The 12,405-nt window shown below is 62.5% G+C and carries 12 protein-coding genes; all 12 read right to left on the bottom strand.

The window, feature by feature from the left end:
* Positions 1–299 precede the first annotated feature (299 nt).
* Positions 300–824: a phosphoribosyltransferase gene (locus tag Q8O29_RS00730; protein ID WP_305560140.1), complete on the bottom strand. Its 525-nt coding sequence runs from the start codon at positions 822–824 to the stop codon at positions 300–302.
* 83 nt (positions 825–907) lie between these two features.
* Positions 908–2,248, bottom strand: coding sequence for an adenylosuccinate synthase (locus Q8O29_RS00725; protein ID WP_305560139.1), 1,341 nt, complete (start codon positions 2,246–2,248; stop codon positions 908–910).
* A 50-nt stretch (positions 2,249–2,298) separates the two neighbouring features.
* Positions 2,299–3,513 (bottom strand): ATP phosphoribosyltransferase regulatory subunit, encoded by a 1,215-nt coding sequence (locus Q8O29_RS00720; protein WP_305560138.1) that lies wholly within the window; start codon positions 3,511–3,513, stop codon positions 2,299–2,301.
* Positions 3,514–3,639: 126 nt separating this feature from the next.
* Positions 3,640–3,828 (bottom strand): DUF2065 family protein, encoded by a 189-nt coding sequence (locus Q8O29_RS00715; protein WP_305560137.1) that lies wholly within the window; start codon positions 3,826–3,828, stop codon positions 3,640–3,642.
* 9 nt (positions 3,829–3,837) lie between these two features.
* On the bottom strand, positions 3,838–4,737 hold the full coding sequence (hflC, locus tag Q8O29_RS00710; RefSeq protein WP_305560136.1) for a protease modulator HflC: 900 nt from the start codon (positions 4,735–4,737) through the stop codon (positions 3,838–3,840).
* 12 nt (positions 4,738–4,749) lie between these two features.
* Positions 4,750–6,174, bottom strand: coding sequence for an FtsH protease activity modulator HflK (gene hflK / locus Q8O29_RS00705; RefSeq protein ID WP_305560135.1), 1,425 nt, complete (start codon positions 6,172–6,174; stop codon positions 4,750–4,752).
* Positions 6,175–6,216: 42 nt separating this feature from the next.
* The gene (hflX, locus tag Q8O29_RS00700) at positions 6,217–7,356 is read right to left on the bottom strand and encodes a GTPase HflX (RefSeq protein ID WP_305560155.1); all 1,140 of its coding nucleotides are present in this window, start codon (positions 7,354–7,356) and stop codon (positions 6,217–6,219) included.
* Between the two features lie 38 nt (positions 7,357–7,394).
* Positions 7,395–7,697, bottom strand: a complete 303-nt coding sequence (gene hfq, locus Q8O29_RS00695) for an RNA chaperone Hfq (RefSeq protein WP_305560134.1) — start codon at positions 7,695–7,697, stop codon at positions 7,395–7,397.
* An 18-nt stretch (positions 7,698–7,715) separates the two neighbouring features.
* Complete coding sequence (gene der / locus Q8O29_RS00690; protein WP_305560133.1) at positions 7,716–9,059, bottom strand: ribosome biogenesis GTPase Der; 1,344 nt, start codon at positions 9,057–9,059, stop codon at positions 7,716–7,718.
* An 87-nt stretch (positions 9,060–9,146) separates the two neighbouring features.
* A complete protein-coding gene (bamB, locus tag Q8O29_RS00685; protein ID WP_305560132.1) occupies positions 9,147–10,313 on the bottom strand; it encodes an outer membrane protein assembly factor BamB in 1,167 nt (388 codons plus the stop codon).
* Positions 10,310–11,020: a tetratricopeptide repeat protein gene (locus tag Q8O29_RS00680; protein WP_305560131.1), complete on the bottom strand. Its 711-nt coding sequence runs from the start codon at positions 11,018–11,020 to the stop codon at positions 10,310–10,312. Before Q8O29_RS00680 ends, bamB begins: the two co-directional genes overlap by 4 nt.
* A 70-nt stretch (positions 11,021–11,090) precedes the next feature.
* The gene (hisS, locus tag Q8O29_RS00675; RefSeq protein WP_305560154.1) at positions 11,091–12,374 is read right to left on the bottom strand and encodes a histidine--tRNA ligase; all 1,284 of its coding nucleotides are present in this window, start codon (positions 12,372–12,374) and stop codon (positions 11,091–11,093) included.
* Between the last annotated feature and the right edge of the window lie 31 nt (positions 12,375–12,405).

The following is a 12,405-nucleotide window of genomic DNA, read 5'->3' as shown; positions in this document are numbered from 1 at the left end:
GTGCAATAGCCCCAGCGTTCACAGATGAGGTCCCATGAGGCAGCGATGTTTGCGGCCCAGGGGAATTCTTCGACGAGCTCAGGACGAATGGACAAAAGCGATGTCCGCAGAGGCATGTCTTTTCAAGCAGGGGCCGCCGATCTGGCTTTGCCAGTCCACAGGCGCAGCGCCCCCTCGGGGCTGTTGCCTGCGGCTCCAAACCTGCTTGGGCAGGTTTGGACAGGCATCAGAAGCGAAGCCTCCGGCGAGCGGCGGCCTGCAAGGTGCAGAGAGCGCCACGAAGTGAGCGCCCGTGGGGGCTATATTTTCCATTTTTCCAGGAGTTGAGCGGGCCGCAGCGCGTCATACCCTTCAAACGGCTGATGGATCCACGGGTTGGTCGGCAAAAACTCGACCGAATAATCGGGCTGGAAAGTGGACACGCCCTTGGTCCAGATCACCGCGCTGCGCAGCTCGGTGATCGGCTGGTAGTTGTTGCGCAGTTGATGAATCACGGCGTTCAGCGTGTGACCGGTGTCGGCCAGGTCGTCCACCAGCAGCACCTTGCCGGCGATCTCGCCTTTGGGGGTGGTGATGAAGCGCGCGATGTCCAGGTTGCCTTGTGTCATGCCCGCGTCGGCGCGGTAGGAGCTGGTGGACATGATCGCCAGTGGCTTGTCGAAGATGCGCGAGAGGATGTCGCCGGGCCGCATGCCGCCGCGGGCCAGGCACAGGATGGTGTCGAACTGCCAGCCGGACTGGTGGACCTTAATCGCCAGTTTTTCAATCAGGTTGTGGTACTCGTCATAACTGACGTAAAGGTGTTTGCCGTCTTCGGTCAACATGGAAAAGGTCCTGATTTGATAGCTGGTGGCGCCCGCCCCTCATGGGCTGGAGGCCGATTGGACTACATTTTTTACAAGGCGTCTCAGACTGCAAACGGGTTGCGCAGCAGGATGGTGTGGTCGCGGTCGGGGCTGGTCGAGATCATGTGAATGGGCACACCGGTGACCTCCTCGATGCGTTGGAGATAACGCTGGGCCGCCTCGGGCAGCTTGCCATAGTCGGTGACGCCCACTGTGCTCTGGGTCCAGCCCGGCAGGCTCTCGTAGATTGGCTTGCAACTGGCAATTTCTTCGGCGCCCATAGGCAGGATGTCGGTGATACGACCGTCGAGCTCGTAGCCGGTGCACAGCTCCAGCGTCTTGATGCCGTCGAGCACGTCGAGCTTGGTGATGCACAGGCCCGACAGGCCGTTGACCTGGGCCGAGCGCTTGAGCAGCGCCGCATCGAACCAGCCGCAGCGCCGGCTGCGACCGGTGGTCACGCCTTTTTCGGCACCCACGGTGCTCATGTGGTAACCCGGTGTGCCCGGTGTTTCCCAGTCGAGTTCGGTCGGGAACGGACCTCCGCCCACACGCGTGCAGTAGGCCTTGGTGATGCCCAGGATGTAGTGCAGCATGCCCGGCCCGACACCGGCGCCAGCGGCCGCATTGCCGGCCACGCAGTTGCTCGATGTCACGAACGGATAAGTGCCGTGGTCCACATCGAGCAGCGTGCCCTGGGCGCCCTCGAACAGCAGGTTGGCGCCGCTGGCGTTGGCATCGTTGAGCTCGCGCGAGACGTCGGCCATCATGGGCTTGAGCAGTTCGGCGTGGCGCATAGCCTCGTCGTACACCGGCTGGAATTCCACGGCCGGTGCCTTCAGGTAGCCGGTCAGCACGAAGTTGTGCAGGTCCAGCAGTTCGCGCAGCTTGGCGGCAAACCGTTCGGGGTGTTTCAGGTCCTGCACGCGCAGCGCGCGGCGGGCGATCTTGTCTTCGTAGGCCGGACCGATGCCGCGGCCGGTGGTGCCAATCTTCACGGCACCGCCTGTTTCACGGCGGGTTTCGCGTGCCACGTCGAGCGCCACGTGGAAGGGCAGGATCAGCGGGCAGGCTTCGCTGATGCGCAGGCGCGAACGCACCTCGACACCGGCTTTTTCCAGGCCCTCGATTTCCTCAAACAGCTTGTCCGCCGACAACACCACGCCGTTGCCGATGTAACACTTGACGCCGGGTCGCATGATGCCGCTGGGGATCAGGTGCAGCGCGGTCTTGACGCCGTTGATGACCAGCGTGTGGCCGGCGTTGTGGCCGCCCTGGAAACGCACCACGCCCTGCGAGCTTTCGGTCAGCCAGTCCACCAGCTTGCCCTTGCCCTCGTCACCCCACTGGGTGCCCACGACCACCACGTTGCGGCCGGCGGTTGCGGCAGTTGTCTTTGTCATCTTCGTTTACTCGTTAAGAATGGATGGGGAATGCGGGCGCGGTACGGCGATCAGGCCGGCGTTTTCGCCAGCAGCCGGACCTGCCACTGGCCGGCCAGGCTGACCAGCTCGCGGTCGCAATCGAATTCGTCGACTTCATGTTCATGGCCCGGCAGCACGCAGGCCACGGTTTCGCCGCCGGCACGCAATCTGGCAATCGCAGCGCGCAGGCTCGCATCCTCGCCCCAGGACGCACGGATGGCCGGCCGCAGCGGTTTGGGCAGCAGCACGCTGACCAGCTCCTTCAGGTCCAGGCTGAAGCCGGCGGCCGGGCGGTTGCGCCCGAACACCGCGCCGACCTCGTCGTAACGGCCGCCACGCACCAGCTCGGCACCCTGCCCGCCATCGCGCTGGCCATGGCCGTAAATGGCAAAACGTGTGCCGCTGTAATAGGCATAACCACGCAGGTCGGCCAGGTCAAAGGCGATGCGGACCGGGCTGGCCAGCGCCTGCACATGGGTCGCCAGCCATTTCAGGCTCTGTAAGGCCTGGCGTGCTTCGGGCACCGCCTTGAAGGCTTTATCAGCATCGGCCAGCACCTTGTCGTCGCCATACAGCTGGAGCAGCGCCAGCAGACCCTCTCGCGCCGCCGCAGGCAGCTCGCCGTTGAGGCTGGACATCAGACTGGACAGCTCGCTGGCGTCCTTGACCGCCAGTGCGGCGTGGATGCGCGCCAGCATGGACGGACTGACCTTGGCGCCGGCCAGCAGACTGCTGACAATGCGCACATCGGCCATGTCGACCGAGAGCTGGGTGACGCCAGCGGCGCTCAGGCACTCCAACGCCAGCAACTGCGCTTCCAGGTCGGCCTCCAGGCCGGCGTGGCCGTAAATCTCGGCGCCGAACTGCAACGGCTCGCGCGTGGCATGCGGGCGGTCGGCGCGGGTGTGCAGCACCGGGCCGCAGTAACACAGGCGGGCCACGCCCTGGCGATTGAGCAGGTGGGCGTCGATGCGTGCCACCTGCGGTGTAGTGTCGGCACGCAGGCCCAAAGTGCGGCCGGAAAGCTGGTCGACCAGCTTGAAAGTCTGCAGATCCAGCGCCTCACCGGTGCCGGTGAGCAGGGATTCGAGGTGTTCGAGCAGCGGCGGCATGACCAGCTCGTAGCCGTAGCTGCGCGCCGTGTCGAGAAACAAACGGCGCAGCTCTTCGATGTGACGCGCCTCGGAAGGCAGGACATCGGCAATTTGATCCGGCAATTGCCATGATGACGACCAGGCGGGCATGTATTTATCGAGCGCTGTTAAAAACAGGATTTTACCGGGGTTGCAGCCGCTTTCCGGCCCTGGCCGGCTCCTATCTCGCTCGTCGGCGCAAATACCTGGGGCCGGGGGCGTCTGAGTGCGCTGCCGTCAAAGGAGAAAAGCGATGGCCAGCAGGCCAGCGAGGATGCTGCCCAGACCAAAAAAGCGGATCTGCCCATCGCTCATTCTGAGGATTTGCTCGAACATCCGGCGCCAGCCGGCGGGCGATAAAAACGGGAAGAGCCCCTCAATCACCAGCAGGCACGCCAGGGCGAGCCAGATCGTGCTGCTGTCCACGCCCAGGACTTATTTCTTCGACGGCGCGGCGCCTGTGCCCGATCCGCGCATGGCCTTGAAGAATTCCGACGAAGGATCAATCACCATCACGTCGCTTTTCTTGGCAAAGCTGGCCTTGTAGGCGTCCAGGCTGCGGTAGAACTGGGCAAACTGCGGATCACGGCCGAAGGCTTCGTTGTAGACCGAAGCGGCTTGGCCGTCACCCTCACCCTTGATTTTCTGGGCATCGCGGTAGGCGTTGGCAATGGTGACCTCGCGCTGGCGGTCTGCATCGGCGCGGATTTTCTCGCCTTCGGCAGCACCGGTGGAGCGCAGTTCGTTGGCCACGCGCTTGCGTTCGGCTTCCATGCGGCGGTAGACCGACTCGGTGATGGCCTCGACGTAGTCCACGCGCGTGATGCGCACGTCGACCACGTCCACACCCCAGGGCTTGGCGCCGCGCACCACCTGAAGCACCTCGGTCTTGACATCGGCCATCAAAGCCTCGCGCTTGAGGGACAGCAGGTCTTTCACGGTCCGCTTGTTGATTTCTTCCTGGAAAGCATTGCGCACCACACGGTTGAGCTGATTGGCCCCTGCCCGCTCGTCCAGCCCGACATTGCGGATATATTCCGACGGATCGGTGATGCGCCAGCGCACATACCAGTCAATCACGACACGCTGCTTCTCGGCAGTCAACATCGGCTCGGCATCGGTACTATCGAGCGTCAGCAGACGTTTGTCGATGTACGAGACGTTCTGAAAAGGCGGCGGCAACTTGAAGTTCAGGCCGGGCTCGGTGATGACTTCCTTGATCTGTCCGAGCGCATAGATCACACCGAACTGGCGCTGATCAACAACAAACAACATGGAACTGGCCAGTGCAAGCAGCACCAACAGGGATGAGGCGATAAATCCAACTCTGTTCACGATCTTGTCCTCTTAACGGGTTTCGCGGTCGCGGGTGCGTGCTGCATCCCGGACGCGTGAATCAACGGTGCTGGCAGGCACGCCAGAACCCAAGGGCACGCTGGCAACACCTGGCAACGTGGCGGCATCGCTGCTCGCAGCGGGACCGCTCTGCGCCGACTGTTGCATGATCTTGTCGAGCGGCAGGTACAGCAGGTTGGAACCCTGTTTGGACTCCACCAGCACCTTGGTCACGTTGGTGTAGACCTGCTGCATGGCGTCGGTGTACATGCGGTCGCGGGTTATCTGGGGGGCTTTCTGGTATTCGGCCAGCACCGAGCGGAAGCGCTGCGCATCACCCTGGGCCTGTGCCACGATGCGCGCCTTGTAGGCCTCGGACTCTTCCTTCAGACGTGAGGCGGAACCCACGGCACGCGGGATCACGTCATTGGCGTAGGCCTGGGCTTCGTTCTTGGCGCGTTCGCGCTCCTGGCCGGCCTTGAGTACATCGTCAAACGAAGCCTGCACCTGTTCAGGCGGACGCACACCGCTTTGTTGCAGGTTGATCCCGACCACTTCCACGCCGACCTTGTAGCGGTCCAGGATGGTTTGCATCAGCACCCGCACGCGCGGGCCGATCTGGTCGCGCTCCTCGGCCAGGGCCGAGTCCATCTTCATCTTGCCGACCACTTCACGCACGGCGGTCTCAGCGGCCTGCACCACAGCGCCAGCCGGGTCCTTACTTTCAAACAAATAAGCCCGCGCATCGCTAAGGCGGTACTGCACGGCGAACTTGATCTCGACAATGTTTTCGTCCTCGGTCAGCATCGCCGATTCGCGCAGCCCGGTAGCCTTGATCACGGTGTCGCGACCGACATCAACCGAGCGGATCTGCGTGACCACCACCATCTCATGGCGCTGCACCGGGTAAGGCAGGCGCCAGTTGAAACCCGCGCCCACCGTCGATTTGTACTTGCCGAACTGGGTGATCACCGCCTGCTGACCCTCTTGCACGATGAAAAACCCGGTACCCAGCCAGATCAATACCGCCACGGCGGCGATCAGGCCGACGCCGATACCGGCGCTTTTCATGTCAGGCTGGAAGCTGCCAGGGCCGCCACTGCCACCGCCACCACCCATGCCGCCGGTGCCTCGGGTGCGCTGGCCGGACTTGTTGCCGCCAAACAGACCACCGAGCTTGCGGTTGAAATCACGCCACAGTTCATCCAGATCCGGGGGTCCCTGGTTCGGGCCCTGGGGCTGAGGGCGATTCGGCGCCGGTGGTTTGGCTGGCGCCGGCTCATCACGTCCAGCCTCTGGTTTGTTCTCGTCCGGACCCGCCTTGTTGTCGTCGTCGCGGCCCCAGCGGGGATCGTTCAGATTGAACATTCCCCGCAAGCGTTGCCCCAGTCGGGCCGGAAGGGTCGTCAGTGTCTGTAGCACAGGGTTCAGGTTCATGGAATCAGGCTCATTTTTTTATTACTCCGACATTGTGCCTAATCAGGCGACAGCCTCACTGATTTGGGGGGTATCTTCGGCCGGCGGCAGCGCAGCATGCCGGGCCAGCAACTCGCGCAGCAGGGGCACGCCCTCGCCGCTTTGGGCACTGACAAACACACGCTCGACGCGTTGACCGGTATCGGAAAACGCATCCTTGACCTCGAAGCTGTCACTCAGGTGCAGCGGCCAGCGCGATTTTTCAAGGGCATCGAGCTTGTTGAACACCAGAATTTGAGGCACATCGGCCGCGCCGATTTCTGCCAGCACGCGCTGTACCTGCTCGATCTGCTCCAGATGATCCGGGTTGGCGCCATCCACCACATGGATCAGCAAATCCGCATCGACGGCCTCCTGCAAGGTAGCGGCGAACGCGTCGATCAGGCCGTGCGGCAGGTCGCGGATAAATCCCACGGTATCGGACAGTGAGACCGAGCGCGCGGCATCGCCCAGGTAGAGCTGGCGCGTGGTGGTGTCCAGCGTGGCAAACAACTGGTCAGCCGCGTAGGCACGTGCCTTGACCAGCGCATTGAACAGCGTGGACTTGCCCGCATTGGTGTACCCCACCAACGACACGGTGAAGGCATTGCGCCGCTCGCGCTGGCGGCGCTGGGTTTGCCGCTGCTTCTTGACCTTGCTCAGGCGTTCCTTGGTGCGCTTGATGGACTCGCCGATCATGCGTTTGTCGAGCTCGATCTGCTTCTCGCCGGGACCGCCGCGCACACCGGCGCCACCGGTTTGTCGCTCCAGGTGGGACCAGCGCCGGACCAGGCGTGTGGACAGGTACTGCAGGCGCGCCAGCTCGACCTGCAGCTTGCCCTCGTGGCTGCGCGCGCGTTGGCCAAAAATCTCAAGAATCAGCAAGGTGCGGTCGTTGACTGGCAGACCCAGCACCCGTTCAAGGTTGCGCTGCTGGGCCGGACTCAGCGACTGGTCGAACAGGATTTCGCTGGCGCCTGTTTCCAGGGCCAGGAGTTTGATTTCGTCGGCCTTGCCAGTGCCGATGAACAGCGCGGCATCGGGCGCACGCCGCTTGCACACCACGCGAGCAACCGGCTGCAGGCCGGCCGTCTGGGCCAGCAGGCCCAGCTCTTCCAGGCCGGCATCAAAATTGGGAACGCCCAGATCAACCCCGACCAAGATGGCCAGGGGGGGCGATGTAGAGGGAGTGTCCAGAGGCCTCAGCTGGCTGGGCTTTCCGGAGCTTCAGCCGCAGCGAAATTGACGGCACGGCCGGGGACAATGGTCGAAATCGCATGCTTATAAACCATCTGGGTAACGGTGTTGCGTAGCAGCACGACGTATTGATCGAAAGACTCGATCTGGCCCTGGAGCTTGATGCCGTTGACGAGATAAATCGAAACCGGTACGTGCTCGCGGCGCAAAATGTTTAGGAACGGGTCCTGCAACAGCTGACCTTTGTTATTGCTCACGATATTTTCCGTGTTCAAGAGTTGATAGAACTTGACCTTACCACACGCCATGCGGCGGGACGCAGGTCTTCAGGCTGAATCTTTGTCAGCAAAAGGGTTGCTCGACGATTTCATCTGGATGCGCAACGGCGTGCCTACCAGTTCGAACTCCTTGCGAAAGCGCCCTTCCAGGAAGCGCTTGTAGGCGTCTGTCACATGTTCCAGCGAATTGCCGTGGACGATGATGATGGGCGGGTTCATGCCTCCCTGGTGGGCATAACGTAGCTTGGGGCGAAAGATGCCGGCCCGCTGCGGGCTCTGAAACTGCACCGCCTCCAGCAGCAGGCGGGTCAGCACCGGGGTGGACATCTTGCGGTTGGCCGAGGCGTGGGCCTGCACGATGGACTTCCAGACCGGGCCCAGACCCTGCCGCTTGATCGCGGAAATATTGTGGATGGACGCAAATTTCAGGAAAGCCAGGCGCGTCTCGACCGAACGCTCCAGCATTTCTCGCTGGTAGCTGTCCACCGCGTCCCACTTGTTGACCGCCAGTACCACCGCGCGGCCGCTTTCCAGGATGTAGCCGGCGATGTGGGCGTCCTGATCGGTCACGCCCTGGGTCGCGTCCAGCAGCAGCAGCACCACATTGGCGCTTTCGATGGCCTGCAGAGTCTTGACCACGGAGAACTTCTCGATGGCCTCAAAGACCTTGCCCTTGCGGCGCAGGCCTGCAGTATCAATCAGTTCGAATTTCTGGCCGGCCTTTTCGAAGGGCACCGAGATCGCGTCGCGCGTTGTGCCCGGCTGGTCAAAGGCAACGAGGCGTTCCTCACCGAGCCAGGTGTTAATCAGTGTCGATTTGCCCACATTGGGCCGGCCGGCAACCGCTAATTTGATCACGGTTGGATCGGGGGGTTCGCCCTCCTCGTCCGGATCCGGCAGATTCAGGGGCGCGAGGGCCATCTCCACCAGCGTGCGCATGCCCTGGCCATGGGATGCGGACACGGCAAGAACTTCACCCAGGCCGAGCTCGAAAAACTCGGACAGTTGCACGCCTTCGGTCATGCCTTCCGCCTTGTTGGCCGTCAGCACCGTCGGTTTGCCAAGCTTGCGCAAATACTTGGCAATTTCGTGGTCTTGGGCGTTCACGCCAGCGCGTGCATCCACCACAAACACCACGACATCGGCCTCCGCCACTGCTTGCCGGGTCTGCTTGGCCATTTCCTTGTAAATGCCGTCGATGGCCTTGGGCTCAAAGCCGCCGGTATCGATGACGATGAACTCCTGTGAACCCAGGCGGCCGTTGCCGTAATGGCGGTCCCGCGTCAGGCCGGCGTAGTCGGCCACAATCGCATCGCGCGACTTGGTCAGCCGGTTAAAAATCGTCGATTTGCCCACATTGGGGCGACCGACCAGGGCGAGAACAGGTTTCATCAATACTTTTCACAGCCGGATTACGGCTGGTTGGACCTCATGCTTGTGTCATGGACGGGTGGAAAGCACATCGTCCACGAACAAGCGTCATTCAGGGGCGAAACCGAACACGGCGCCTGATCGGCTCACGGTAATCAAGGTATTGGCTGCCAGCACCGGCGAAGCCGCCACTGGCGAGCCATCGGTGCTCAGGCGGTTCATCACGGAGCCGTCAGCGCGCGACAGCAGGTGAAGAAAACCGGCTGAATCGCCAATGGCGATGGAGCGTCCCACCACCACCGGTGAGGTCAAGTTGCGGTAGCGCAGGCGGTCCGTGCTCCACGCACTTTCGCCATCGCTGCGGCGCCAGGCCAGCACCTTGCCGTCGGCCTCGGTGCCAAACACCAGGCTGTCGTCACCGTCCACGCCCTGAGCGCCGTTGGCGGATTTGCTCCAGAGCAAAGTGCCGCGCGCGGCATCGACGCAGCCGACGCTGGCCTGGAAGGCTCGGGCGCACACGGTGTTGCCGTTGCGGTTGACCGTGCCGACGAGGTCCACCAGCCGTTCCACATCATTGATGCCGCGCGGCGAGGCAATCGGTGCTTCCCAGCGGATGCTGCCATTGAGCGGGTTCAGCCCGGTCAGCCGGCCGGCCAGGCCCACCACCAGCGTGTCGCCGACGGCCAGCATGACACCAGACTGACGCAGCACCAACGGCTCGCTGGGGCGTTGCTGGGTCCAGAGCTTGCGTCCGGTTTGGCCGTCAAAGGCATTGACCGACCGGTCAGCGGCCAGCACAAAAACCCGTCCTCCAGCGACAAAAGGCGAGCTGAAAGCCTGCGCCGCCAGCTTCTGGCGCCACACTTCGCGGCCGCTGGCAAGGGCCACCACTTCGTTAGCGCGCGTCACCACGGCGGCCAGCTTGCCGTCGCTGCCGACACCGGCGGCAATCGGCGTGCCGATGTTGGTGCGCCAGAGGTCGCGTCCGGTGCGGGCGTCGAGTGACGCCACCGTGCCGTCCGCGCTGGCCAGCACCACCGTGTCACCCGCTACCTCGACTTCGAGCGGAAAGCTGACTTCACCAATGCGGGCGGTCCAGGCTTGCCTGACCGGCACCAGCGCGACCACAGGCTGCAATTCGGCTGGTTGCGGTTTCTTGACGGAGCCGCCAAAAAATCCGCTGAACATTGAGCAACCGGATAACATTGCTATTAAAATAATAGCTGCTGGCGCTTTACCAGCATGGGCCAGAGGCCTAAAAGACTTGAGAATCACTGCTTGACCTCCGTGGCGGACGCGGGAGAAGCTGCAGCGGCTGCTGCAGGGGCGGGCAATGTCGCTGACGGATTGATGCCGAGCGCATTGAGTTTGACCTCGACCAGGCGCCGGTATTCCGTGCGCTCGTCCATGCCTTTGTAGGCTTTTTCGTATTCGACTTTGGCTTCGATTTTTTTGCCTTGCGCAGCAAATATGTCGCCGCGCCGGTCTGCCACCAGTGCCGTGAAATCCTTGGGGAAGGTGCCCGACAACTGCTGCAGCGCTTCATCATGGGCCTTGGCTTCGAGCAGCACCCCGGCCAACCGCAGCTTGGCAATCGCCAGGTAACCTTCGTCGGCACTTTTGTCGGCCACCCAGGTCAAGGCGGCCTTGGCGCCATCGATGTTGCCGTTGTCGTAATAGGTTTTGGCGGCTAGCAGTCCGGCTTGCTGCGCAAAGGCCGTACTGCCATATTTGTCCTTCATGTCGGCCAGCGCACGATCCAGCCGACCAGCGTCACCCGACGCGGCAGCGCGCTCGACCTCGTCGTACATAACGGCGGCCTGCGCCTGCTGGCTGCGCTGCCAGTACTGGTAACCGTTCCATGCGGCAAAGGTGCCGAAGATGGCAATCAAACCCCAGGTGATCAGGTTGCCGTATCGCTTCCAGAAGTGCTTGAGCTCGTCAAGCTGCTCCTGTTCTTCCAAATCGAGATGTTTTGCCATAAAGCGCTTTTTTGTTCTGTCCGGTAGATGTGTTGTTGCCCAACAAGGAGTGTCGATTGTAGGGTGCGTGTCAGCCGGCGCTGCGCAAGCCCTGTGCCCAGGAGGCAATGGCGTCCAGCGGCTGCAGCACCTGGGCTTGCACAGCATCGCCCTTGTCTCCGCGCAAGGCCTTGACCGCCACGCAGCCGTCTGCCAGCTCGGCCTGTCCAAAAATCAGCGCAAAACGCGCGCCGCTGCCGTCGGCCTTCTTGAACTGGGACTTCATGCTGCCCATGCCGTCGGCGCTGCCGGCGTGCATTTGCACGCTGACACCTGCGGCACGCAGTGCCTGCAAGGCACACGAGGCAGCGGGCCAGGCCGCCGCGTCGCCAATGATGGCGTAAGCATCTGGCACCGGCAGTTCAATGGCCGTGCCCTGCTCCTTGATGAGTTCCAGCACACGCTCGACGCCGAGCGCCCAGCCCACCGCAGGCGCGGCCTTGCCGCCCATCTGCTCAATCAAATAGTCGTAACGGCCGCCTGCGCAAATCGTCCCCTGGGCGCCCAGGCGGTCGGTCACAAACTCGAACACGGTCAGGTTGTAGTAGTCGAGCCCGCGCACCAGCCGGTGATTCAAGGTCCAGGGCACCGCGTTGGCATCGAGAATGGCTTTCAAGCCTTCAAAATGCGCGAGTGATTCGGGGCCCAGGAAATCGAGCAGCCGTGGCGCACTGTCCACGACGGTTTTCATTGCCGGGTTTTTGGTGTCGAGAATACGTAGCGGGTTGCTGTGAAGGCGCCTGCGCGCTTCTTCATCGAGCAGGTCTGCATGTTGTTCCAGGTGGACAATCAGTTCGGCGCGGTGCTGCGCACGTTCTTCGGGCTGGCCCAGGCTGTTGATCTCCAGCCGCCAGTCGTTCAGACCTAGTTCTTTCCAGAGTGCCGCCGCGAGCAGGATCAGTTCGGCATCGACATCAGGCCCGGCAAAGCCCAGGGCCTCGGCGCCGATCTGATGAAACTGGCGATAACGACCGCGCTGCGGACGCTCGCGGCGAAACATGGGTCCCATGTAATACAGGCGTTTGCCGCCTTCGTACAGCAAATTGTGTTCGGTCACCGCGCGCACCACGCTGGCGGTGTTTTCCGGCCGCATGGTCAACTGGTCATGCTTGCCGTCCTTGTCGGCACGGTCGTCGAAAGAATACATTTCCTTCTCGACAATGTCGGTGACTTCGCCAATGCCGCGCACAAACAACTGCGTGTGCTCCAGGATCGGTGTGCGGATGTTGCGGTAGGCGTAACGCCTCATCATGGCGCGGACTTTGTCTTCCAGCCATTCCCAGCGCGCCGAATCGGGCGGCAATATGTCGTTCATGCCTTTGACGGCAGTCAGTTTTTCAGCCACG

The organism is Polaromonas sp., assembly GCF_030689685.1.
Taxonomy (GTDB): domain Bacteria; phylum Pseudomonadota; class Gammaproteobacteria; order Burkholderiales; family Burkholderiaceae_C; genus Polaromonas.
This window is presented reverse-complemented; position numbering and strand designations above follow the sequence as displayed.